Source organism: Sphingobacterium sp. B29, from assembly GCF_001952815.1.
Classification (GTDB): Bacteria; Bacteroidota; Bacteroidia; order Sphingobacteriales; family Sphingobacteriaceae; genus Sphingobacterium; species Sphingobacterium siyangense.
Genome location: NZ_CP019158.1, coordinates 4,883,655 through 4,908,282, shown reverse-complemented (window position 1 = coordinate 4,908,282; position 24,628 = coordinate 4,883,655). Strand labels below are relative to the sequence as shown.

20 protein-coding genes are annotated in these 24,628 nt (G+C 43.3%); 14 read left to right on the top strand and 6 right to left on the bottom strand.

The features are described from left to right. Positions 1-15: 15 nt before the first annotated feature. Positions 16-309 (top strand): helix-turn-helix domain-containing protein, encoded by a 294-nt coding sequence (locus BV902_RS21010; RefSeq protein ID WP_075993618.1) that lies wholly within the window; start codon positions 16-18, stop codon positions 307-309. 221 nt (positions 310-530) lie between these two features. Here BV902_RS21010 and BV902_RS21005 read toward each other — a convergent pair whose 3' ends face one another. Further along, the gene (locus BV902_RS21005) at positions 531-731 is read right to left on the bottom strand and encodes a hypothetical protein (protein ID WP_075993617.1); all 201 of its coding nucleotides are present in this window, start codon (positions 729-731) and stop codon (positions 531-533) included. A gap of 168 nt (positions 732-899) precedes the next feature. Here BV902_RS21005 and BV902_RS21000 point away from each other — a divergent pair, with 168 nt between their 5' ends. The 11 genes from BV902_RS21000 to BV902_RS20950 all read left to right on the top strand — a co-directional run bounded on the left by BV902_RS21000 (position 900) and on the right by BV902_RS20950 (position 14,184). Beyond that, on the top strand, positions 900-1,541 hold the full coding sequence (locus tag BV902_RS21000; protein ID WP_075993616.1) for a DUF6266 family protein: 642 nt from the start codon (positions 900-902) through the stop codon (positions 1,539-1,541). Positions 1,542-1,630: 89 nt separating this feature from the next. After that, the gene (locus tag BV902_RS27475) at positions 1,631-2,020 is read left to right on the top strand and encodes a hypothetical protein (RefSeq protein ID WP_157626161.1); all 390 of its coding nucleotides are present in this window, start codon (positions 1,631-1,633) and stop codon (positions 2,018-2,020) included. Continuing rightward, positions 1,939-2,553, top strand: coding sequence for a CHAP domain-containing protein (locus BV902_RS28225; RefSeq protein WP_237241763.1), 615 nt, complete (start codon positions 1,939-1,941; stop codon positions 2,551-2,553). Before BV902_RS27475 ends, BV902_RS28225 begins: the two co-directional genes overlap by 82 nt. 11 nt (positions 2,554-2,564) lie before the next feature. After that, positions 2,565-3,011: a hypothetical protein gene (locus BV902_RS20990; RefSeq protein ID WP_075993615.1), complete on the top strand. Its 447-nt coding sequence runs from the start codon at positions 2,565-2,567 to the stop codon at positions 3,009-3,011. Between the two features lie 396 nt (positions 3,012-3,407). Next, complete coding sequence (locus BV902_RS20980) at positions 3,408-4,013, top strand: RNA polymerase sigma factor (protein ID WP_075993613.1); 606 nt, start codon at positions 3,408-3,410, stop codon at positions 4,011-4,013. Positions 4,014-4,117: 104 nt separating this feature from the next. After that, entirely contained in the window at positions 4,118-5,290 is a 1,173-nt protein-coding gene (locus BV902_RS20975) for a FecR family protein (protein ID WP_083663705.1), read from the top strand. Between the two features lie 213 nt (positions 5,291-5,503). Further along, positions 5,504-8,941, top strand: coding sequence for a TonB-dependent receptor (locus BV902_RS20970; RefSeq protein WP_237241761.1), 3,438 nt, complete (start codon positions 5,504-5,506; stop codon positions 8,939-8,941). A gap of 11 nt (positions 8,942-8,952) precedes the next feature. Further along, entirely contained in the window at positions 8,953-10,578 is a 1,626-nt protein-coding gene (locus BV902_RS20965) for a RagB/SusD family nutrient uptake outer membrane protein (RefSeq protein ID WP_075993611.1), read from the top strand. A 73-nt stretch (positions 10,579-10,651) separates the two neighbouring features. Continuing rightward, positions 10,652-11,794, top strand: coding sequence for a SusE domain-containing protein (locus BV902_RS20960; protein WP_075993610.1), 1,143 nt, complete (start codon positions 10,652-10,654; stop codon positions 11,792-11,794). Positions 11,795-11,807: 13 nt separating this feature from the next. After that, entirely contained in the window at positions 11,808-12,932 is a 1,125-nt protein-coding gene (locus BV902_RS20955; RefSeq protein WP_075993609.1) for a glycoside hydrolase family 76 protein, read from the top strand. Between the two features lie 67 nt (positions 12,933-12,999). After that, positions 13,000-14,184, top strand: a complete 1,185-nt coding sequence (locus tag BV902_RS20950) for a glycoside hydrolase family 76 protein (protein ID WP_075994909.1) — start codon at positions 13,000-13,002, stop codon at positions 14,182-14,184. A gap of 213 nt (positions 14,185-14,397) precedes the next feature. Here the strand turns inward: BV902_RS20950 and BV902_RS20945 are convergent, their stop codons facing one another. Then, a complete protein-coding gene (locus BV902_RS20945) occupies positions 14,398-14,853 on the bottom strand; it encodes a PA2169 family four-helix-bundle protein (protein ID WP_075993608.1) in 456 nt (151 codons plus the stop codon). 271 nt (positions 14,854-15,124) lie between these two features. Between BV902_RS20945 and BV902_RS20940 the strand changes: the two genes are divergently transcribed. Then, positions 15,125-16,111: a YihY/virulence factor BrkB family protein gene (locus BV902_RS20940; protein ID WP_083663704.1), complete on the top strand. Its 987-nt coding sequence runs from the start codon at positions 15,125-15,127 to the stop codon at positions 16,109-16,111. Positions 16,112-16,209: 98 nt separating this feature from the next. Further along, a complete protein-coding gene (locus BV902_RS20935) occupies positions 16,210-16,395 on the top strand; it encodes a CsbD family protein (protein WP_046675215.1) in 186 nt (61 codons plus the stop codon). Positions 16,396-16,446: 51 nt separating this feature from the next. Here the strand turns inward: BV902_RS20935 and BV902_RS20930 are convergent, their stop codons facing one another. From BV902_RS20930 to BV902_RS27470, 4 genes are all read right to left on the bottom strand, one after another. After that, positions 16,447-16,710, bottom strand: a complete 264-nt coding sequence (locus tag BV902_RS20930) for a SemiSWEET transporter (RefSeq protein WP_075993607.1) — start codon at positions 16,708-16,710, stop codon at positions 16,447-16,449. Positions 16,711-16,753: 43 nt separating this feature from the next. After that, the gene (gene tamL, locus BV902_RS20925) at positions 16,754-19,084 is read right to left on the bottom strand and encodes a translocation and assembly module lipoprotein TamL (protein WP_075993606.1); all 2,331 of its coding nucleotides are present in this window, start codon (positions 19,082-19,084) and stop codon (positions 16,754-16,756) included. Then, positions 19,050-24,356, bottom strand: a complete 5,307-nt coding sequence (locus BV902_RS20920) for a translocation/assembly module TamB domain-containing protein (RefSeq protein WP_075993605.1) — start codon at positions 24,354-24,356, stop codon at positions 19,050-19,052. Before BV902_RS20920 ends, tamL begins: the two co-directional genes overlap by 35 nt. 93 nt (positions 24,357-24,449) lie before the next feature. Then, on the bottom strand, positions 24,450-24,608 hold the full coding sequence (locus tag BV902_RS27470; protein ID WP_153847830.1) for a hypothetical protein: 159 nt from the start codon (positions 24,606-24,608) through the stop codon (positions 24,450-24,452). Positions 24,609-24,628: the final 20 nt, after the last annotated feature.

The window sequence follows — 24,628 nt, the reverse complement described above, 5'->3', positions numbered from 1 at the left end:
TCATGGTATCGACCAATGAAATATTTTATGTCACAATTGGATGAAATCGTACAATTGTTGCGAGAAATCAATGCAAAACTATCAGCACACCACCTCTCTTCGGAGCCTGGACAGATGACAAAGTGGAACATTGATGAACTGATGACCCGCATGGCTGTGGTGTCAAGATTAGGTATCTCCGAACGAACCTACAACCGCTGGGTGAAATCGGGTGTACTTAAGCCCATTTATCTGGGCAACAAACATTATTACCGCGAAGAGGATCTGCAGGATGCGATCAAGCGGAGTATCGCTAAGGGACTAATTTGAGTCCTAGTGTTTAGTAGGCTGATCTTTTATGAAAAGGTTGGCCTTTTTTCATTCTCTTTTTAATTGCTGATTTATGGCCAATTCTTTACTTGTTGCCGCGCATTGGTTTGGTATTGCTAGTATACTGACCTGGTATTTCCTTACTTATTGATTACCCATACTAGGCTACTTCATTGCTTATCCTTTGGTCTTTCTCTGCATATCCTTTGCTATTCATTTGCCTATTCTCTGGTATTTCTTTGCCATTTCTCTGCCTGTTCTTTGGTGATTCTTTGCTGTTTATCTGCATAGACCTTGTCATATTGGTAATGTAGCGGCCTTTGAATGGCCTCAAAATAGCCATAAACTAACAAAGAATGACTAATCCTGAAGCGGGCGAGCCCGGACCGAAACCCCTCGAAAAATACAGTATTTCCCAACATATAGCTCGGTTTTTATGTCGCTAAAAATGGCATTTTCAGCCAAATGGCGCAAGATGGCGCCATAAGGCCAACAGCGCCTCTAAACCACTTTACCTTAGTGTCATGATATCGATATCGTGGCTGCCTGCAGCGCCACATGATGGTTAAATATTTTAAAAAAATAATAGTATGGCAAGATTTATAAAAGGAATTCACGGGGCCTACCAAGGTAAGGTCGGCAACATCGTAGGTTCGTCGTGGCGGGGTATAGACTATGTACGGTCACTGCCAAAGAAAAGTTCAAAGGCAGCATCGGAAGATCAGCTGGCACAGCGCATGAAATTTGGGATGACAACCAGTTTTCTCAAATCCATTAAAGATATCCTGATGCTGGGTTTTTCGGACAGCAAACAAAGAAACAAAACGGGCTACAATGTAGCTTTCCAACAATTTATCAATAATGCGTTTAAAGGGGCTTATCCCAATTTTACGATCGACTATAGTGTCGTGAAAATCGCAAGCGGTGGTTTGGCCGCTCTGGTAGGGTTGCAGACAGTTGAATCTTTTCCGAAGGTATTGTCTTTAACCTGGGATCCGATCGGAAACCGCTTCAATGCGTTTGATGATGATCAGGTCCTTGTGATTCTGTACGACGTAATAGAAAACCTCTTTTTTGCATTTGAAGGTGCAACACGACTTGATGCCGCAATGGATATTACGCTGCCAGACAGCTATACCGGTAAGACAATAGTCGGCTGGACATTTAACATCCATCGGGACGGGGTGATGACATCAAGCAGCCAGTATTTAGGTGAATTTGTGCTCACCTAGCTGTGTGGATTTATGGAGACTGCTCTTTCGGGAGCAGCTCTTTTTTTGAAACGAATTGATTCGATAAGGTAAAATTTAAAATCAAACGAATGAAAATAGTACAACAACAACAATTGGTCGCGGATATCGAGTATATCTATTGGCCTTTGACAGGGAGATGGGTACTGGGCATTAGTCTGGTCTGTCTTATGGTATTTTTTATTGCTGCAGGCTTTCTGCTGCAAGCGATAGATCCCACGGCAGGGGTATTGGATATTGGTATTCTTTCGGTATTGTTCTTTGCCGTTTTGGCGGCACTATTGATTATCTACTGCTGCTTTTGGCTACAGGAGATCCTCTGGCAGCCTTTTAAGCTCTTTCGTCAGCAATTTAGTGTTCACTTTAATCAATTGACATCATGGCAACAATGCGTTATTTATTTTTCGGTTTTCTTTCTGTCGCTGTTCTCTTTCTTGGCGGTGCTGGCAATGCTGCTATAGCCGACAGGCAGCAATCGGGCAGCGATGTTGAGCTCCGTGGCTCGGCTCCTGGTGCAGGATATAGAGATGCCGAATCCTCGCATCACTACGCTAGTTTGGTCGCACGTGAACGTATTGCAGCTATCGCTGTACAGGAAATTTGTGTGCAGGAAGCCAATGGCAATAACGATGGTATGCGGGTCGAGGAATACCTAGCGTATACTGGTTTTGGAAAGGGCCATGCCTGGTGTGCTGCTTTTGTCTCCTGGTGTTATGGTCAGGCGGGCCTTGCAGCTCCGCGCAATGCCTGGAGCCCGGCACTTTTTCCGATGGCCCGGCGTTATACGACCCAGCAGATCGGGCAGGGGAGCATCCGGCCAGCAGATCTCTTCGCCATTTATAGCCCCAGTCTCCAGCGTATCAACCATGTAGGGATTGTGCGCAAAAAGGAGGGTAATTGGATCGTAACCGTCGAAGGAAATGTGGATAATCGTGTATTGTGCAAGCGGCGTCCCTTGACTACCATTTATGCTTTTTCAAATTGGCTGGACTGAAAGGAGGAAGGATGAAAACAAGGCTATGCCAGGTGATATTTTATGGGGGACTCTTATCCTTGCTGGTCTCCTGCAAGATCTACGAAAATAAAAAATATCAGAAACAACAAGAAACGGATACGCACCGGCAGTATACCGAGCAGCTCCGAAGGCTATATTCCGACCATCAGGATACGCTTTCCCGCCTTTGGTACTTTTGGACGGACGGCGCTTTTCGTTTCTATCCCGATAGTGGTCTGTCTGCCCGGTCGGGAGGTTTATTATTGCATGAGTCAGCCAAAAGAGTCAGTAAAGAGGTACTGGAGCTGGCTGAAAAAAAGCAACAGGAAAAACAAAAGCAGGTCAGCCATGAAAAAAGTGGCAGCCAAATGCGCTCTGCCCAGCAGGTTTGGATCATGGGCTTCGTCTTGCTCCTGTTTCTTCTTTGGCGATGGGGCCGATCTCACCTATTGCCCTAGTAAGCGTTGGAAGGAGGTCTGGAGAAAAGCTTCGACAGGTACTGTTGGGCTATGAAGGAGACACGAATAAATCGTAGTCTCCTTTTTATGTGCCAGATGAATTCCTGCTATGCATGTTTGAGAAAAATCAAAATTTGTTAATCTTTTTAAATTTTTATTTAAAAAAGCAAAACCGTTTTAGTTTTATTATATTTGTTCGTAACCAGATTAAGGGAGTAATCCACAAATTACTAGACACAGTGCGTGAAAGACCAACTTATGAAACATTCCTGCATCATGTAATTGTTTTTTGTGACGCTTATTAGCTTGTAAGCAAATGTTAAGATTGGAGATCAATAACCGGATATTATAAACAAATAGCAATCTTTGCTAGTAATGAAAGGGTAAAACGTGACAATGTACGCACAAAAATACGACGATACTGAAGAGAAGTCTGTCTTGATCTCCCTGCGTTCTGGCTGCCAGGGTGCTTTTCGGCAGGTCTACAGTAGGTATAGTGGGCGTATTTATCTCAATATCCGTAAGATGGTCAAGTCCGAAGAAGACGCAGTCGAACTATTACAGGAAGTATTTATTAAAGTATGGGATAAGCGGGAGTTGATTGATCCCGAGCAGTCTTTTCGATCTTATCTATTCCAGATCGCCAAATATACCGTCTATAATTTTATCCGGCGAAATAACCTCGAAAAACAAGTTCAGGCATATCTTAGCCTTCACAATACAGCCATGTACAGCCACGTCGAAGAAGAACTCTATGAAAAGCAATATGAAGAATGGTTGTCGCAGACCATTGACCAACTGCCGCCACAACGCAAATTGATCTATAAACTTTGTAAAATTGAGGGCAAAACCTATGCCGAAGTAAGCGACTTATTGAGTATATCGACATCCACGATTAACGACCATATCGTAAAAGCCACGAAATATATAAAAGAGAAGCATGGAATCCTGGATAAATCCACATTGCTCATTATTTCTTTTATACTTCTCCAACAGCATTAACGCATCTAATTTTCATTGCACAGAAAAAAAGTAAAATAAATTCGCAACCAGAGCAGATGACGTTTACCGCTGAAGTGTATTAGCTGAAAAGAGGGTAACCAATTGTGGAAAAGAAAACACTTCGATATACGTTAAGGCGATATATACAGGGAAAACTTAGCGAAGAAAATTCCCGTGCGTTTTTGTCCTATGTAAAATCAGGCAGAGATAAAATATTACTTCAAGAACTCATCCAAGAGGTTTTGGACGATCCCATCGATCAACATCTATTGGACGATCCAACCTTATTGGCCGTACTGGATAATACCTGGGACCAATTGCATCTCCAGATCAATAAACCAAAAACAAGATCGCTATGGGCTTGGAAACGTATTGGCGCAAGCGCAGCTGTTGTTATCGGACTATTAATTATTGGTCGCTGGTTTCTTACCATTGAAAATAAAAACGTATCTCCGCAAGCTGCACAACATGTGATATCACCCGGAAAACAATCGGCGACCTTAACGCTGGCCAACGGCAAGCAGATTCATCTACATGAAACACAAAACGGTCGGATTGCGGAAGAATCGGGTATAAGAATCTCTAAAACAACAGATGGCCAATTGATTTACGAAGTCAGCGATAATTCGCAGGGCGAAATCGAGCAAAATACCTTATCGACAACCAAAGGAGAAACCTATCGGATTAAGCTACCTGACGGTACACAAGTATGGCTCAATGCGGCTTCTTCGCTCAGCTATCCGGTTCGTTTTGCAAATCAAAAAAACAGAACTGTCACACTGACCGGTGAAGCTTATTTTGAAGTAGCGAAGGATTCCAAACACCCCTTTATTGTGCAGGCAGCAGATCAGCAGGTCGAAGTGCTCGGTACCCATTTCAATGTAAATAGTTATGCCGACGAATCGGCGGTACAGACCACCCTACTGGAAGGTCGTGTACAGGTCAGTTCCCACAGTCAAAAACTGTTATTAGCACCGGGTGAGCAGTCGAGCCTTACAGCTCATGGGGTGCTAAAATCCCGTCCAATAGATACTGCGCCGGTTATTGCCTGGACAAACAACGAATTTATGTTCGATGGAGATGATATCGAAAGTGTCATGCGCAAGGTGGCACGCTGGTATAATGTGGAGGTCATCTATCAAGGTAAAAAAACGACCGAGAAATTTGGTGGCGGAATATCGCGTTTTGATGATGTTCAAAAAGTCTTAAGCCTGCTCGAAAAAACGGGTGCCGTTCATTTCAGAATCGACGGAAAAAAAATACATGTACTGCCGTAATAATCCGCTAAATAATTAATGACACAATAACCTAAATAAACGAACCGATGAACAAAAAACGACAAAACGAATAGCCACGAAGGGGGGTATAAAAAAGCAACCAAGATCCTGAAGGAGCTCGGTTGCCGTTTGGGACAATTAAATTTTAACTATCCAATCTGCAGTATGTTTCTGTTTTGGACGACTCGAATACACTGCAAATAAACCTTACAAATGTATCAAAATTATATCAGAAAAAAGGAGATAGCGTATCTGCTATTCCGTAAACTATGGCTTATTATGCGATTGACAACCATAATTATCTTGGTTACTTTTATGCAGGTTAGCGCTACCACCTTTGCACAAAAGGTAACATTAGAATACTCCAACATGAGCCTTAAGAAAATATTTAGGGAACTCAAATCTCAGACGGGATACAATTTTCTGTACACTGAACGGCAGATGGTAAACGCGAAGCCTGTTGACATAAAAGTTAGGGACCGTCAATTGTCGGATGTATTAGACCAGATCTTTAAAGATCAGCCCTTGTCCTACCAGTTGGATAATAAGACTGTGGTCATTTATGATAAGCCAAAAGCTTCCATAACGTCCGTACCGATGGAGTTTACGATGACCCCAAATCAAGTCCCTGTAAAAGGACGTGTGACCAATGAACGTGGCGAACCGCTCGCAAATGTCTCTGTGCGGGTCAAAGGAAATGAATCTATAGGTACTACCACCAATAGTGATGGTCTATTTACCCTCACAAATCTTTCACCCAAAGCAACCTTGGTATTCTCCTCTGTTGGTTATGATGCATTGAGCGGAGAACTGTCTTCCCTGCGGACCGACGGATCGGGGCAGCTCAATGTGATCATGAAAAATAGCAACAGTCAGCTCGAAGAAGTTATCGTAATCGGCTATGGTACCACGACACGTCAGCGTGTTGTTGGGGCCGTTGACCAGATCAGTGCGAAGACTTTCGAAAACCGACCTGTAGGCAATGTAACGCAAGCCCTTCAAGGAGCCTCACCCAGTTTGACCATCCAACAGAAAAGCATGGACCCCAATGATAATTCGATGAATATCAATATTCGTGGAATATCTACCATAAACAGTAATGCGCCGCTGGTGGTGATCGATGGAATTATTACAGAAGGCGGAACACTCAATAAGATCAATCCAGATGACATCGAAACGGTGTCGGTATTGAAAGACGCCGGTTCTACGGCTATATACGGTTCGAGGTCTGCAAATGGCGTTATTTTGGTAACCACCAAAAGAGGACGCCAAAATCAGCGGCCTGCGGTGACTGTCGGCACCCAGTGGGGCGTGCAAGAACCTAAGATTTTATTTTCACCTGTTGCAGGATATGAAAATGCGACCCTTCGTAATCTTGCACTGACCAACTCAGGAATGGATCCACAGTTTTCACCAGAGGCTATTACAGACTTATATGCCCATCAGGATATCGAGCGGTGGAACTTGCCGGAAATCATGAAAAACTCGTTCCAGCAAAAATATAATATCAGTGTGGCCGGAGGTGGAGATAAAAGTTCCTATTTATTTTCCGGCGGCTTTTACAATCAGCCCAGCAACTTTGTCGGACAGGACTTTGGCATTAAGCGGTACAATTTGCGGAGCAACCTCAGTACAGAGATCGGACGTTTTAAATTGACCTCAATCTTAGCCTATACCCGCAACAACAACATGAGCAACACGGCCGGAAGTGCCATTATCAATGCTTCCAGACTTCCGCCTTATTACTACTATCGCATGCAGGCTGATAATGGAAAATATCTTGTCAACAATGCACTGACAGATCAAAATCCTCTGGCTGAACTGAATGAAGGCGGCTATATTAAAAATGATAACGACTATTTCAATATCAACCTGAATCTCGAAGCAAAACTGTTCGAAGGTTTAAAACTGCGTGGTATCTTCGGAGCGGACATCTATGCCGATCACCGGTTTATCCGTAGAATCCAGGTGCCATTATATTCCAGTCCAGATGCCACGCAACCTCAGGTCTACGTCAATTCAGACCGCAATACCGAAGATTTTAACGAAAAAGCCTCGTTGTTAAACTTTCAACTCCTTCTGGATTATGACCGAAATTTTGGCAGCCATCATGTATCAGGTCTGTTTGGAGCATCCAACGAATCCTATACACGCCGACAAAACGAACTGAAAATGAAATTTACTGATCCTGTCCTCGGTACACCTACGACAGGGACAGTTATCGATCCCGTGAGTGCCCGTGTGACACCAAATGGGACACTGCAAAATAGTATCAATTCGATCTTCGGTCGTGCCGGATACAACTTTGCAAGTAGGTATTTTGCCGAATTTAGCTTTCGCTACGATGGATCTTCTAAGTTCTCGAAAGCTAATCGCTGGGGCTTCTTTCCTTCGGGATCCCTCGGATGGCGGGCATCCGACGAAGTATTTATGAATTGGTATAAACAACATGTCGGTAGCCTAAAAATCAGATCTACCTATGGTGTTCTTGGCAATCAGGCCGTAGACGACTATGCGTATTATTTTACCTATGAATCCTATCAGAACAGTTATGGATTTAACAACAAACCTGTTTCTGCTGCGGGATTTAATTATGCCAGCCTGGATCTACGTTGGGAGAAAACCTATAATTTCAATGTTGGGTTGGACGCCACCTTCTTTCATGATAAATTAACGGCCAGTTTCGATTATTTTAAAAAGCGTACAGTTGATATCTTGATGTCGCCTCAAATACCTTCCACATTCGGAACCTCCCTAAAGAATCAGAATTTAGGTGAAATGAACAATGAGGGCTGGGAAATCAACCTAAGCTACCGTGCTACAACAGGCGATTTCCACCATACGATCAATGCGAATATGGGCGATAGTCACAATAAGATTATTGCGATGCCCGGCGATGACCGTATTTCGACAGTCGATAACATTACTAAATTAACGCGTGTTGGGCTACCCTATAATTCCTATTATGGGTACAAGATGGCCGGATTCTTTCAAAATATAACGGATATTGAAACTTCGGCCTTGCCGAGCGGTATTACGGCAGCAGATCTGCGCCCCGGAGATGTAAAGTATGTCGACCGCAATAACGATGGAATTATCGATGCACGGGACCGCTTTGTGTTGGGCAATGGTTTCCCCCGCTTTACATTTGGTCTAACCTATAACCTGAATTATAAAGATTTTGATTTTAGTATGTTCTGGCAAGGGGTAGGCAAGCGCGATATGATGATCCGGGGAGAATTGATCGAACCATTTCATCAGAATTATTCATATACCATTTATCAGCATCAACTCGATTACTGGACGCCGACCAATATTGATGGACGCTGGCCCCGACTGACTGCAAATGGATCAACAGCATCGACCAACAACTTTGGGAAAGATTCTGATCTCTATCTTTTCAACGGGAAATACGCTCGATTGAAAAATATACAGGTAGGTTATTCGTTACCCAAAGAAGTCGTGTCGAAATTGGGATTGCAGCGTGTTCGCTTTTTCATCAATGCCCAAAACCTGCTGACTTTGAGCAAAAACTCCTGGATAGATCCCGAATCCTCCGAATTTGATTCTAACATGGGTGGTTCGGCCAATAGTGCCCGCAATTATCCGACGTTGAAATACTATGGCGGTGGATTAAATATTCAATTCTAACCTTTTATGTAATGAAACTATATAAGATACTTATTGGAGGCTTGAGTTTAATGGCAATTCTCCAATTAACATCCTGTAATAAGTTGGATACGCTGCCAACAGATCGCTTTACCGATGAAAATTTTTGGGACTATCCAGACAACGCCGAAAAAATGGTCAATATGGCCTATAATCAGCTGTATTCAGCAGATCGTATGTGGAATGATGAAGCCCTGAGTGATAATATTTTTGAGGGGCGCTCAAACACAGACCAGCGCGCAATTCGTAATGGAACCGCCGATCCAACACTGGGCCGCTTTGGGGCAGAGTGGTCCGATCTTTACGGTGGTATTAAGACTTGCCATGTCTATCTAGAGAATGTAGAGCGTGTACCTGGAATGGATGCGGCACTCAAAAAACGCCGTATCGCCGAGGTACGCTTTATCCGTGCATTTCTCTATTTTAGACTTGTTAATTTCTATGGCGCTGTGCCTTTCTTCACGAAAGATATCTCGCTGGAAGAGTCTAAGACTCTTCCTCGGACAGAAAAAGCGACTATCATGGCCTTTATCCATCAAGAGTTGGATCAATGTATGGCCGATCTACCGAACAGAGATGCTTTACCGGTAGACGACCGTGGCCGGATTACCAAGGGGGCCGCTTCAGCCTTTCAAGCCCGGGCCTATCTCTATGAAAGCAACTGGAATAAAGTATTGGAATACTGTGAAAATCTGATGAAAAAACAAACGGAATTTGGCACTTACGCTTTATTCCGCAGTTATCCGGAGTTGTTTACTGCAGCCAATGAATATAATTCAGAGGTTATTCTGGATTATGCCTATGTACCTTTATTAAAAACCTGGAATAAGTTATATGATGCAGCACCAATCTCTGCTCAAGCACGTTTAAATGGTTATGCACCATTACAAAGTCTGGTCGATAATTATTTGACACTGGGCGGAAATACCATTGCTACGGATCCGCAATATAACGACAATAATCCCTATGTCAACCGCGATCCACGCATGGCCGCAACCATCGTTTTTCATGGTGGGCAATGGACTGATTTTGACGGTACAACACGTAAGATCTTTATCAAACCCGGCTCTGGTACAACAGATAAGGAACGGCTCGACGAATATCAGGGTGCAAGTGCCAACGCTTCCGCCACAGGGTATTACGTAAAGAAATACTACGATGTAACAGCAACGGTAAAATACGATGCTGGATTGAACATCATCATGTTTCGGTACGCCGATATCTTATTGATGTATGCAGAAGCAAAAGAAGCACTGGGACAACTCAATGCAGCAGTGTGGGATATGACGATCAGACCTATTCGTCAGCGGGCTGGTTTTGAAGCATCAAAAGCGTTAGACTTTCCGACTACCGGAGATCTGAAAACAATTGTCCGAAATGAGCGGCGAAGTGAGCTTGCTCTTGAGGGATTGCGTTACTATGATATCATGCGCTGGAAAGCTGGTAAAACCTATTTGGACGGCCAGGTATTGGGTGCTAAATATGGTGGTAACAATAGTAATATCAAACTGGATATCCGCCGATTTGATGAAAGTAGAGATTATCTCTGGTCGATACCACGAACTCAGATCGATCTAAATAAAAATTTATTGCCTAACAATCTGGGCTACTCAAACTAAATTTAATTCAAAAACTAGCGCAAACGGCGCATTAAAAAATGTACGTTTCGAACCATAAATTAATGATATAGACATGAAATGGTATTTTAAAGTTATAGCAATGGTCGCATTGGCTGCGAGCATCGTTTCCTGTAAAAAAGACGATATGAAATACGCCGACGCAGAGGTGTCGGCTGTTGAGAACCTATATGCTCCTGCAGATGGAAAAGCTGTCAAATTATTAAGTTCCAGCTCAGCAGCGCTGTATTTTGAATGGGAGTCGGCATTGGTGGCCGATGGTGGGGCAGCGCAATATGAAGTTGTTTTTGATAAGCTCGATGGCGATTTTAGCAAGCCTCTTTATACAGTCACGTCGGATAATAATGGAAACTCAAACGGCGCCAATATTAGTCACAAAATATTGAATCAGGTAGCAACGAAAGCTGGGATTAACCCTGGTGAGAGCGGCGATGTGATCTGGTCCGTATATGCTATCCGTGGAATGAAACGGGTATTGAGCAAAGCAAAGAAAGTATTGAATATCAAAACACTGGAAGGCTTTGCAGAGATCCCCGATGAATTATTTATCACTGGAGAGGCGACTGAGGGTGGGACGGATGTTGCCGCATCTTTACCTTTTAAATTGGTAGGTAATGGTGAATATGAGATCTTTACAAAATTGGAAGCCGGAAAAAAATACACCTTTACGGATCGCAAGTCTGCTGAGGGACGTGTTTTCTATTCGGAAGATCAAACCAAAATAAAAGAAGGTGAAACCGGAAGTAACAGTATTGCCAAGACAGCAGTATATCGTATTCGAATTGATTTCAATGTGGCAGCAGTTACTTACACAGAGATCAAAAACATGGGCGTTTATTTTTCTCCATCCGGAGCTGTGGTGTTGGATCTACCTTATCAAGGTAAGGGAATTTGGTCTGCAACAGGTATCATCAATTTTAAACAGGAAAGTTGGGGCCGTGACCAACGTTATAAGTTCCAAATGGAAACCGTCAAGGCCGGAAAGGCTGAAACCTTACAGTTGGGAACTCAAAACGGGACGGACAGTCCGCCCAATAGTTCATCAGCTCCTTCTTATTATTTCGTCCGAATATTGCCCAATCTTTCACAATGGGACGATAAATGGAAATTTGCGGATGCAGTAGACGGCCATCCAACAAAAATATCGATGATTTTACAAGGCGACAAAGACTATACGCATACTGTCGTACCAAATTAAAGGAGGAGACCCGATGAATAAAATGATTATACTGTCATCCCTATTGTTTCTACTCTTAGGATGCACCAAGATTGAGGACAGCTACCCCTATGACGACACTGTACAGGAAAGCTGGACAACTATTGCAACGCAGGTTTCCGATAAGATGATTGCCGGATTCTGGAATGAGTCCGGGTATTTTAACAATGCGATCAATCAATCCGATCTGGGATTTCAATATTGGCCCAATGCACATGCGATGGATGTTGTTATCGATGCCTATCTACGAACGAAGGACAGCAGATATAGTGCCTATTTCAGCAAATGGTTTGAAGGTGTGAAGATCAAAAATGGCAATACCTATTATAACGTATTCTATGATGACATGGAATGGAATGCACTGACCATATTGCGTTTATATGAAATTACCAAGGATCAAAAATACCTCGACACGGTATTGCTTTTATGGACAGATATTGCTGGCGCATGGGATGAGCAATATGCAGGCGGTGGATTGGCTTGGAAGAAAGATATGCGCTATAGCAAAAATGCTTGCTCGAATGGGCCAGCTAGTATTCTGGCAGCTAGACTATATCGTTTGACAAAAGATGAAAACTATCTGACCTGGGCCAAGAAGATCTACGAATGGCAAAAAGCAACACTGTACAATCCGTCAACGGGCGCTGTTTATGACAATATTAATGGTCAGACAGGTAATGTGGATATGACAACACTGACTTATAATCAGGGGACGTTCCTTGGTACCGCAGTGGAGCTTTTTAAGATTACTAAAGATCAGCTTTATCTGGTTGATGCGCAAAAAATTAGTTATTACACAATCACACGTTGTATCGATGGCGGGAATAATATTTTGCGCGACGAGGGAAGTGGCGACGGCGCATTGTTTAAAGGGATATTTATACGATATTTTGTAGACTATTTAAATCAGGAAGGAATTGATGCAGCCTACCGCAGTAAGTTTGAGAAATTTTTGGTCAATAATGGTAAAATTGCCTGGACCAAGGGAACAAGTCTACCGACGCTGTTCTTTGGTCCATCCTGGGCACAACCACCTATTGGCAATAGTGAAATTACTGCCTATGCAAGTGCTGCGATGCTTTTTGAAGGATTAGCAAGCTATGAAAATAAATTAAAATAATGGAATGAACACAAAGAAGCCTTCGTGACCCAAAAGGTTTCGACGGCTTCTTAAAATACATATGCTGATGAGACAAATCTATAAGATAACGACAACTGTGCTGCTGTCGGGTCTATGCTATTTAACAGGCTATGGACAATTCAATAAAGGACAGTCTGCCGAACGTGCCCAAAGAATGTTAGCTATTATTTACGCTAAGTATGGAAATACCAAAAATCAACTGTTGACCGAGAAATATCCCTTCGACGAAACCTTTAAAGCGGATTATCTTGATAATTCCGAACAGGCGACCGTGCAAAAGAAATATGCTTACCTATGGCCATTCTCCGGAAGCTTTTCCGCTGTAAACACATTGATGGAACTCCCAAAGAACAAAGCGCTTTACCAAAAGATCCTGGACCAACGCGTGCTGCCAGGATTAATGGAATATAGGGATCATTCCAGAGAGCCCGTTGGTTATGCTTCCTATATCAATTCTGCTCCGCCATCAGACCGGTTTTATGATGATAACGTCTGGTTGGGTATTGACTTTGCCGATAGTTATCTGCAGACAAAAAAGGTCGATTATCTTAAGCATGCGAAAGAGATCTGGGCTTTTGTAAAAAGTGGTGCGGATGACAAGCTCGGTGGTGGAATCTATTGGTGTGAACAGAAAAAAGAATCTAAAAATACCTGTTCCAATGCTCCTGCGGCAGTATTTGCACTAAAGCTGTTTGAAGCTACTAAAGAGGGAGACTATCTGAATGAAGCGCGACAACTCTATGCGTGGACAAAGGCAGGTCTGCAAGACCCAACGGATAAACTCTATTGGGATAATATTCAGCTCAACGGAAATATTGGTAAGGCCAAGTATTCCTATAATTCCGGACAGATGTTGCAAGCAGCAGCGTTGCTTTACAAGCTTACCAAGGAAAAAAAATATCTGATTGATGCCCAAGAGCTGGCAAAAGCTTGTTTAGCGTATTTTTTTCAGACCACGGACCAAGATACTTTTCCAATGTTAAAGAATAGTAACTTATGGTTCCATGCTGTAATGATGAGGGGATATATCAGTTTATTTGAACAGGACGGAAATAGAACCTATATTGATATTTTTGCGAAAAACCTAGACCGTGCATGGTATAAGATGAGGGATCAGGACGGACTTTTTGATGTCGACTGGACTTTGGAGAAAAAGCAAAAATCCAAGTGGCTGTTAGATCAATGCGCTTTTGTGGAGATGTATGGACGTTTGGCAAAACTAGGATATTAATTCATGTATTAATTTGCTGACGACGATAGGGGCGACGCTACTGATGCTCAGTCGGAATTTTTGAGAAATTTTTTTAAAACATTCTTGCGCTGACAGTGGTTTTTTGGATAACTTAGGCAAGTTAGATTATTGTATTTATATAGGCTAGGTATTGGTTCCCTAGCCTATTTTTTTCTTACTATTTTTGCATTGACTCATTGATGCAAAAAAAATCTAGATCCCGCACAGAATTTTAATGTTTTCATGGGCTTCCCGCTGCTGGCTCAGCTGAATCTGGATCAAGTTTTTGGCCCCGATAGACAGCTTGTTTTCCTCCGCCAGCGCTTTGTCGTAAACCTCTCGGAACGCTGCCTCGCCGCGCTCACAATGCTCCAATAAATCTTGCATATTACCGCCCGATAATTTTGATTTGATCACCATCCACAGCCGAAAAAGCTCGCCGCTTAATTTTGTCCGGTCAGTCGCGTATTGGCCAGCAAGCTCAACCAGTGGACTGAGTTCGGCAATAAACTTTTCAGACTGCCCGATCATCTTTCTGAACACAGCTTCCCGGGCACCTTCGCCCTGCTCGTCGGCCAGATCAATAGCCAGCTCGTATCCTTCGATGCGGTCATTATTGATTTTAATAAGGTCATTTAAAATATTGGGGTCATTCTGATTACTTTTCATATGCTCTTAATAGTTGTTTTTAGGAGGAACAACTTAGATTAATCAATAGTTTAGCTTTATTTCTTTTATGATAATAATCTTTGTCTTACAGCTTGATTTCTAGGATATTTAGGTTGGTTAATAGAGTCTATGACCCGTTTAAGGGTAAGGGCAGATGAGTACAGATTAGGCCTAATTTTTTTAAAAAACAAACCTTATGGCTCTTTAAGGAGTTTCTTTTTTTTTAAACGATAACAACTTTTAAAAAATAATTCCTTAAAAAACAATAACGATGATGGATGTAAAAAAGAAAAATAAAAGCAAGCTGCAAACGTATTGGACGATACTGAAAAATACCGTATCGGGATTTATAAATGAAGACTCCATGAAATATAGTGCTTCACTGTCGTACTATACCGTTTTTTCCATCGGCCCAATATTGGTTTTGATGATCGCGCTGGCCGGTATATTTTATGGTGCCGATGCTATTCAGGGAAAGGTTTTTGCCGAGCTTAACGGCCTGGTAGGCAATAGTGCCGCCAAACAGATTGAAGAGGTTATTCAAAACCTCCAGTTATCCGGCAAATCCAATATGGCATTGGTGATCAGTGTCGGGACCCTGATAATCGGTGCAACCACGGTTTTTGGCGATATGCAAAACTCCATCAACAAGATCTGGCATGTGCGCCCTAAACCCAAAAAAGGCTGGCTGAAGTTAATCCAGGACCGGTTGCTGTCGTCGTCGCTCGTTATTGGTCTGGGTTTTTTATTGGTGGTTACGTTAATTATAAATGGTGTGATCTTGGCCTTGACAGGTCAGCTGCAGCGCTACTTTCCCGATATCACTGTGGTGCTCATGAATCTTATCAATTTTGTCATTTCCTTTGTGGTCATTGTGATCCTCTTTAGCGTGATCTTTAAGACCTTACCCGATGTCAACATTCAATGGAAGACTGTTCGCGCCGGAGCTCTATTTACAGCCATTCTGTTTGTGATTGGCCGTTACTTGATCGGAATCTATTTAGAACGTTCGGCAACGCAGGATACTTATGGAGCAGCAGGTTCTTTTGTACTTATTTTGCTTTGGGTATATTATACCGCTGCAATTCTTTATTTTGGAGCTATTTTCACGCGGGAGTACGCAACGGAAATGGCGATACCCATCGAACCTTCTGAGTTTGCGGTCCATTTAGAGACACAGGAAATCGAACGCAATGTCGATGAAATCCCGCCAGCACCGCTCGATGAAGAGGAAACGACCATTGATAAAACGGAGTAAAATCACCGTAACTATTTTTTAACATTTGATAACATTTTTTTTTTAAACGATTCCAGCTGCAGGCTGTTCTATTAATAAAAAACGAAAGGAAAATTATTATGAGCGAATTAACATGGAAAGGTCGTTGGAACGAAATTAAAGGTAAGGTAAAACAGCAATATGCGGATCTTACAGATGATGATTTACTATATGCAGAGGGCAAAGAAGATGAGTTGGTCGGTAAACTTCAAAAGAAAACAGGTAAAACACAAGATGAGGTGAATAGTTGGTTGAACGGTTTGTAGAATAGTGTTTTCGTGTTAAAGGCGGATAGCAGCAATGTTATCCGCCTTTTTTTAGGTCTTTTTTCTATAAATCAGATAACTGATCAGCAGGCAAAGGTTCACGAGAACAGCAAAGCTATTTGAATAGATAATCGGTACTTCGCTTTTCATTATGCCGTACCATACCCATAGGGAAAGTCCTATGATTAATGTTAGTAGCATAACCGGAGAAAGGTCATCCACATTCTTTTCCTTTAGCACTTTGATGAGCTGCGGCAGCATAGAAATTGATGTAAGGACACCAGCAATAATACCCAGAATATTTTCATTAATCATAAGGACTTCGATTTTAGTTGATCACTATGTTGATATGTCCAGACTAAAATGGATAACCGATCGCGAGATTAAACATCAGATTATCTTTTCGCCATCTTGAACTTCCAAAGTCGATATCCTTAAATATCCAACGCTCGCCCTTCGGTAAATAGGGGATACGGAACGGGATGGAAAAGTCGGTACGCAGGATCAGAAAGGTAAAATCAAACCGTAATCCCAAACCGCCGCCGACGGCTAGTTCCTGCAGGAAATCCTTGCTGAATTTACCGCCGGGTTTGGTCTCATCGTCCCGCTGCAGCCATACATTCCCAGCATCGATAAAGGCGGCCCAATGGACAGGACCAGCAATTTTTGCCCGGTATTCGGTATTCAGCTCCAACTTGATATCGCCTGTCTGATCGGCATAGAAAAGTCCATTGCCCAACCTTTCCGGAGCTACTGTGCCGGGTCCGATCGCACGTGCGCCAAACGCACGGATACTATTTGGTCCGCCCACATAATATTGCTTAAGATAGGGTAGGGAACGCGAATTGCCATACGAGTAGCTCATCCCTATACTCACCCGTGATGCGATCTGTGAATTTTCGCTGAGCTTGAAATAATGCCTGCCATCCACACTGGCTTTGATATACTGCGAGAAATAGGCGTCAAAGAGTTTAAACGTTTTCCCCTTGTTAAAATCTGCACCTTTGATCAATCCCAGAATATTGCCCGACAGGTCCAGATTGCCCTTAAAATAAAAGGTATTCTGCAGGTGCCTCTTCATAGTGTTCTGAAAGGTGAAATTATAATTGGGCCCAATTGTGAATTGGGGATCGATTACATGCCGCAGCGCCGGAATGGTATCCATCTGCATCTTGTAGCTTTCCGAAATACCTCTCGGCTGTACATAGGTGATTTCCATCAGCGCCAGATCATGCTGTTTCTCTTCGTTCTCTTGCCAGGTATAACCGTAGCTCAGCGCCATGGAATTGAGCGTATAGGCTTTGCGCCGGTTCAGAAATTCGTACCTTGCCTTGATATACGTATTCGGAATATATTGACGGGAAGGATTGATGGTGCCAAATGGTGTCAATATGCGTGGGAAGGTTAGGGTGGCCTCGGTACCGTAGCGGAAATAGCTTGAGTTCAGATCGGCATTGCCACCCGTCTGCAATTCGTAGCCCCCAAATACGTTGATATTGAGCTTCTCGGCTCCTTTAAAAGCGTTACGTAAGGTCCAGTTAACATTCACTTCCGTACCGTTGTAGACGGAAGCCATTTTTCCCAGCAGTTCTACACGGATGGATTTCTTCGGCAGGGGAGTGAGGTAATAGTATACATCGAGCGCATTGGGTACCTCCTTGCTGTCCACAAAGTTATTTTTGACAAATTTCCAGCTGTTGAGATTCACCAAGTGGCTGATGGTCCTGTTGTGGGCGTCGCGGTTATACAGATCGCCCTCCTTGAAAAAGATATGATTGGCAATTACTGGTTTGCGGAAGGTATGATTTGGGTCAATAAAATAATAACTGCTGTCAAATAGTTCGGCATGCCGCGGTGACTGCTGGTAGCCAGCTCCGGTTTCGGTATAGTTTGGGAAAATATAGATCTCATTGATTTTGGATGCAGTTCTTGCCTGTTCGGGCGTTTCCTTTTTTACGGTCACATAGAGGTTGACTTTATGATCCCCGATGGTGCTGTCTACCTGCACCAGAATATAGTCTGGGCTAAAATAATAATAACCCTTATTTTTAAGGACGTTGTCGATGCGGTCGCGTTCATTGAGCACGACATCAAGACTATAATTTTTGCCCACCTGCAACAGGCTGCGATCAGAAGTTGCGCGGATATCGCGTCCCAGCTGCGTGCTGCTGTCGACATCAAAAGTGACGGATCTGATCCGGTAGATCAGATTGGGCTTGGCGGTATAGTCTACCGTAGCTTTTTTATTTTCGACGATTGTATCCGAAGTAACTTCCGCATTGAAAAAACCGATATTCTCAAGCCGGTTGCGCAGCAGATTCTCATTGTACTCCCTGTTCACCTCACTCAGCAGTACGGGTTCTTCACCTATTTTTTTAAGAAAACGTTTCAGAAAATTGCTATTGGCGGTGTCGCCGGCCATATTGTTAAAATACAGCTTGTAGGGCAACCCCAAAACGCGCTTGTTGGGCTTCGGACGTAGCGATTCAGCTAGGTAGGCCGCCAGCTTTTCTTTGTTTTTCTTTGAAATGGTATCGGATGCGATGTTGACATTCCCCTTCACGTACAGGCTCTCACCTTCGGGCAGGTTTTTAGTCGACGAACAGGAAGCAATCAGCCCGCTAAAGGCAAGCAGGCCAATAATCGATTTTAATTTAATTTGCATGGTAATTCCTTTCCTCGTCTTCATTTTTAATCGCTGTGGTTCTGATGGTATCTGAATTTGTAGGCATACTATTTTTTTGCCCATTGTTTGCGGTGCTGTCTATCTGCTGGCGGCGCTGCTGTTCTTTTTGCTGATCTTCTAGCTGTTTTCTGTATTCCGGACTATGGAGCATCAGGCTATCACGGATCACCGTGCGTACACTGTCCCGATAGGCCGAATCCTGCTCCATACGATCGACATCAAAACGTTTTCTAAACTTCTTGCTGCCGGTATTATAATATTCCTTGAGCTTTTTGGAACGCATAAAGATTTCCTTAAATCGGTTGTAGTCCATCGTGATGATAAAGCCGATTCCGGTTTCGACAAATTGCCCCTGTAAAGTGACCTGATATTGGTTTTTGCGGTAGAAGCGTGCAAAGTAGCGCCCGTCCTGCGAAAGCTGATAATCCAGCTGTATGTCGCCGGCGATATTATTGGCAGCTTCACCGGGACGTGAATTTCCTTCTACTTCAAAGTTAGATCCGATATTGACCTTCAGGCGGTCGTTGAGCAGCATTTTGGAGACGCCGATATTCAGGTCGGTACGCGTCTGGGCCGTTCCGGTGCTGTAGTCATCTTCCGATGTCAGGTTGAAATCAAGCTCAACGCCTGTAATTAAATCTGAGGCCAGCCTGTTCAGCTGTGAGCTTAAAAACGAACTGACACTATTTCGCACAAGAGCTTCTGTGCCGCCACCTCCGGAAAGGCTCTCAAATGGATTTGCAGACATAAAACGCCCTAGCACAATCAGTGAAAAGACTTGCTTGTTGAGATCGGAAGGATTATCACGTAAGGTGGTCAGTGCATTGTCTACCTTACTGATGACGTCCTGTGATACGATGGCATTATTAGCATTCAGGTCGATATCAAAATTCAACTGTGGCTGAAACAGTTGGTCTGAAATTTTCAGCAGCACGTCGAAAGGTATCTTTTGCTTATACAAGTTTGCGTTCTGCGTACCAAGCTGTGGCGCAACCAGTTCCAGGGTTGGTGCTTTCAAGGTGTACACTGCCGTAATATTGAGCTGTGCATCCAATGGATCTCCATTCCAGGTAATCGTACTTCCTTTCTGAAAGGTAAAGTCTTTTTTCACAGGTCCAAAACTGAAAGAATAGCTTCCCTCCTCCACGGTAAATGTTCCCGACATCGTTATTTTACCACTGGCATCCATGCCTGCATTCAATTCAGCCTCGCCCTGAATGTTCAGGGCATCCTGCGAACCGGCGTCAAGGAGAATCTTAAACTTGGCGTCCTTATCAGTTTGCAGATTCAGATCGACGTCTATTCCTGTAAGCTTTGTTACAGTCATAGAATCTAATCTGGCAAGCATATTTGCGGTAGCCGTATCCCGTTTATCCACAAATTCGACCACGCCCTTCCGATCGGCCATGCCAGGATCATTGTTTGGCATCACCATGGTAAAATCAGTGCTGTCGAGAACCTTGATGGTTCCGTCCACAACCGGTTTGTCTAGATTTCCGCCGATCTGCAGATCGGTGCCAAGAAACATTTTTCCATAAAATAGATCATTGTCTGCCTGCGTGGAATTTAGTACTTCAAAATTGTCCATGACGATGTTGAGGTCAAAGTCAAAATCGGTATAGGTTTGGGTATTGACAGAACCGCTGACCTGGGCAATATTGCCTTTGCTGTCTTCGAGTTCAAATTTGGGGAACGATATTCCATTTTGATCAAAACGGATCTGTTCATCCTTTGCTTTGAATAGGGCATTGAGCATGGCCACATTGAACTCGGCTTCCCTGAAATTGAGGTCGCCCCTAATCTGTGGTTTTGAAGGCGATCCTGCTATTTTTAGCTGGCCCTCCAGGTTACCCTTGGCATCCTTCAGATTTCCCATGCTGAATGCCTGTATCGTCTTCATCGTCAGGGGAGCGATGTCCAAGGTGAAGTCGAGCGTTGCGTCGCCTTGCGGCGGATTGATAAAATCACCGCTCAGGAGGAGGTTGTTACCATTTTCGGTAATACTCACATGGGCATTGTAGGTGTTTTCGCGTTCATTATTGACTTTGATATTGACGTTGCCCACGGTATCTTTTCCGAAGTAAAACTTATCTACGGTCAGATCTGCCACAAACACTGGACTGCTTTCCAATCGGGAAAGTGTAGTCTGCCCATTGATACCGCCGCCAAGATCCAGACTATCACTCATGACCATCTTGCTCAGGGTCTCTATGCGGAAGTTTTTAAAAGCCACATCAATTGGTGAGTTCAGGATGCTGTCCTGAGAAGCGATGCGCAGTTCCTGTCCCTTGTTGCTGAGGACAAAATTATTAGCCAATAGGCCGGCGCTACCAAATTTTAAGGTGTTGTTGGGCGCCACTTCCCACTTATCGTAGTTGAGCATTAAGCCGTCCTGTAGTAAGCTGAATACAAATACACCATCTTTGGCCTGCATATCGGCTCCCAGATGATATTGTTCTTTATCATGCTTATCCTTGATCCACAGCCCCAGATTAACCGTATTTTGCGCGACCTTTCCACTAAAAACGGTGTTGGTGAGTTCAATGCTGCTGACTTTAACTTTATTGATTAAGGCCGAATAGTAAAGGGCACTGTCCAGACTGTTGATATCTAGGGTAACATTGTTGATCTCGGTACCACCATAGACCACGCGTGGTGCATCTAATTTGGCCGATAGGTTTTTCGATGCACTGTTAAAGAGACCATCCAGGGTAATGGCTTTCATTTCCGTCAGCTCAGGAAGAAAGTCCTGAATGAGTTTATTGCGGGTAAGTTGTGCCGAAAATTCGATGACCTGCGGCGAGTAGGGCGGAATCTTAACCGGCTTTTCGGGTTTATAATACACTTGCAGGTGATCTTGGACCGCACTCTGCAGTTCCAGCATTTTGTACTTGCCGACCAAGTGGGCATTTAAAAAATCGGACCGCAATACCAACTGATTACTGCTTGTATCGGCCTTGGCCAAGAGGGAGACAGTATCCAGTGCATAACGATCAGTGTTATATCGGATCAACGAATTGGTAATATGTGCTTCGCCATTCAAAAAGTCTGGATCTGCAGTGCTAAAGTTACCGCTCAGCTTGCCCCGGTAGCTGACAGCTTCCTGCATCAGGTTTAACTTTTGTAGGTTGATGCTGTCGACGTTCATTTCAAAGGCTATTTTGGGATAGGTCGCATCCATCTGCGCAGTGGCATCCAATTTCAGCTTGATATTCGGGTCGGGACTGTTGACGGATGCTTTAATGGCGCCTTTGTCTGCCGAGAGATCCATATCGATATCATGATAGCGGTAGCCCATGGCATCCATGCGGTTTACTTTGCCATCAAAACTGGCAATCAGTTTTTTAGGATTTGTGCCTCTGCCTTTGATTTTTCCTTCAAAAGAAAGAATCCCCAAGGTACTGTCCATCTTCATGATTTTGCCGATGTCCAGGTTGCGCACACTTACCGATGCCTCATAGCTGGTATCGCGCTTGGCCATAGCAACCCTTCCATCTAATTTAGCAGTCCCTTTTTCGGTAACCAAAGCCAGTTTTGTATTAAAAGATGCCATCCCACCTTTAAAAGTACCGCTCAGTCCGATGGCATTGGGCAGCTCAATATTTTGAGGCAGCATAGACCTGGAAACCAGCTTTTCGATATCCGAACGGCCTGTGGTAAGTTTTTTCAGGTTGAGGTCTACCGACAATTTATTCATGTCGGGAAGTCCTTTTAAATGAAGACTAGCAATCAGTCGGGTATTAGAAAGTGTCCTAAAATCGATATTCGGTATATGCAGATCATCGACACGGCCAGTTACGCGGGTGTCAATATAGAATTTCTTGTCCAACAGCGGCTTCATTACCTGCATGGTGTCCAGGAAGGGCGCGAGAAATAGGATATCGCGCATATCAATATAACTCTTTGTGATGTTGGCATTGACCGTGATCAGTTCTGGCTTTTTGCCGATGATATCCAGAGAAGGATAACTTAGCTTAACGTAATCTCGAATCAGGGTGCGGGGAGTTTCGGCATATAGATTTTTAATTTCCGCACCGGTATTGCTATAGTTAAAATCAGCCTTCAGCTGCTTGATGACAAAACCGGAATGGTCGGCAGCGATAAGCTCTTTCAATGATCCACTGATGGAATCGGCGCTGTAGTAGAGATCAGTCAACCTGGTTTTGAGACCCGGCATTTGGATGTTAAAATAGTCGAATCCCTTGATGCGGGGCTGGTTGTCGTCTTTAAATCGGATACTGGTATTATTGATGTTAATGTCTTTTGCCGAAACGACCCAGTTCATCTTTGTGGCGCTGCTGCTGTCGGCTTCAACTTCGCTAGTTTTTGCTGCTGAGACCGAAGACTTTTGGATTTTTCCCAGCAGGACATTATTATCCGAACCATTGAGCTCGAGCTTTTGGATGTCGACAAATTCTTTGTTGAGATCAATCTTATTGATAGCGGCATAGAAGTTTTTCAGGATAAATTGAGATTTAAGTGCACTCGATTCATCTTCATAACGAAACAGCACATTACTGAGCTCGGCTACCTGTATGCCTACATCAGGAAGGAGGGATGTGGTTTGTGCAGTTTTATCGGTGATACCAAAATCTTCAACCGAAGGGCCAGATCCATCAGTTGTTGGTTTCCATTGTTTTACCGTTGCATTTAACCCGTCGACCTTAATTTTTGGTAAGTCAAAGGCCATGTTCTTGGTCAAGTCAAATTTTTTAATATTGGTATTTATGCTGCCCAGATACACATCGGCACTTGTACCGATAACCTCATCGGCATAGACAATATGTATTTTTGAAAACTTAACCTTATCGAGGTTAAAAAGAAGGGCTGAAGTTGTGTCGGCAGTTGGTTCGCTTTCCTTTTCAGAGGCAAAGGCTTTGACGATATAGTCAAAGTTAAAGCTGCTGTCGGGCAAAGAACGACGTATTTTGGTGGTAATACCATCGGCTTCCAGGCTTTGGATTTCAACAGTATTCTTTAATAGTTTCAGCATATTGATATCGACCGCAATGCTTTTACCAGCAACTAAGGTATCCTTACTTTGATCTTCGAGATAGATATCTTCCAGAACCAATTTTTTAGGAAAATCGATATTGATGTAACCAATTTTGACGGGGGTGCCGATCTTTCCTTCGACATAATGTGTCACTTTACCAGCGATATAATTCTGTATGGAAGGTAGGCGAAGCAGGAAAACGATAAGAATAAAAAGCGTAATTATTCCTCCAATAATCCACAATATTGTTTTTAAAGCAATCCGGGCAAATCTGTTCAATGTGTTGTTGATTTAAGTTTACAGATAGGACAACACAGAACTGCAAATGGTTTGGATATTGTGAATTGATATCTTCGCCGATGTATGTTTAGTTTACCACAGCAACCAGGTAAGAATCGCTAGAAAACCACCCCGGATAAGTAATTCCTGAGTAAGCTCCTCGCGGTCAAGTTTATACCAGCTATATTTTTCATAATACCTCCTGATGGTTTGCCTGTTCTTTTCGTTGACGATTTTATATGTTGCTTTCATAACCGATTTGTATTGATTTT

Coding starts and splice junctions, on each gene's coding strand:
- BV902_RS21010 (WP_075993618.1), top strand. CDS start 16: ATGAAATATTTTATGTCACAATTGGATGAAATCGTACAATTGTTGCGA.
- BV902_RS21005 (WP_075993617.1), bottom strand. CDS start 731: ATGTTGGGAAATACTGTATTTTTCGAGGGGTTTCGGTCCGGGCTCGCC.
- BV902_RS21000 (WP_075993616.1), top strand. CDS start 900: ATGGCAAGATTTATAAAAGGAATTCACGGGGCCTACCAAGGTAAGGTC.
- BV902_RS27475 (WP_157626161.1), top strand. CDS start 1,631: ATGAAAATAGTACAACAACAACAATTGGTCGCGGATATCGAGTATATC.
- BV902_RS28225 (WP_237241763.1), top strand. CDS start 1,939: ATGGCAACAATGCGTTATTTATTTTTCGGTTTTCTTTCTGTCGCTGTT.
- BV902_RS20990 (WP_075993615.1), top strand. CDS start 2,565: ATGAAAACAAGGCTATGCCAGGTGATATTTTATGGGGGACTCTTATCC.
- BV902_RS20980 (WP_075993613.1), top strand. CDS start 3,408: ATGTACGCACAAAAATACGACGATACTGAAGAGAAGTCTGTCTTGATC.
- BV902_RS20970 (WP_237241761.1), top strand. CDS start 5,504: ATGTATCAAAATTATATCAGAAAAAAGGAGATAGCGTATCTGCTATTC.
- BV902_RS20965 (WP_075993611.1), top strand. CDS start 8,953: ATGAAACTATATAAGATACTTATTGGAGGCTTGAGTTTAATGGCAATT.
- BV902_RS20960 (WP_075993610.1), top strand. CDS start 10,652: ATGAAATGGTATTTTAAAGTTATAGCAATGGTCGCATTGGCTGCGAGC.
- BV902_RS20955 (WP_075993609.1), top strand. CDS start 11,808: ATGAATAAAATGATTATACTGTCATCCCTATTGTTTCTACTCTTAGGA.
- BV902_RS20950 (WP_075994909.1), top strand. CDS start 13,000: ATGAGACAAATCTATAAGATAACGACAACTGTGCTGCTGTCGGGTCTA.
- BV902_RS20945 (WP_075993608.1), bottom strand. CDS start 14,853: ATGAAAAGTAATCAGAATGACCCCAATATTTTAAATGACCTTATTAAA.
- BV902_RS20940 (WP_083663704.1), top strand. CDS start 15,125: ATGATGGATGTAAAAAAGAAAAATAAAAGCAAGCTGCAAACGTATTGG.
- BV902_RS20935 (WP_046675215.1), top strand. CDS start 16,210: ATGAGCGAATTAACATGGAAAGGTCGTTGGAACGAAATTAAAGGTAAG.
- BV902_RS20930 (WP_075993607.1), bottom strand. CDS start 16,710: ATGATTAATGAAAATATTCTGGGTATTATTGCTGGTGTCCTTACATCA.
- tamL (WP_075993606.1), bottom strand. CDS start 19,084: ATGAAGACGAGGAAAGGAATTACCATGCAAATTAAATTAAAATCGATT.
- BV902_RS27470 (WP_153847830.1), bottom strand. CDS start 24,608: ATGAAAGCAACATATAAAATCGTCAACGAAAAGAACAGGCAAACCATC.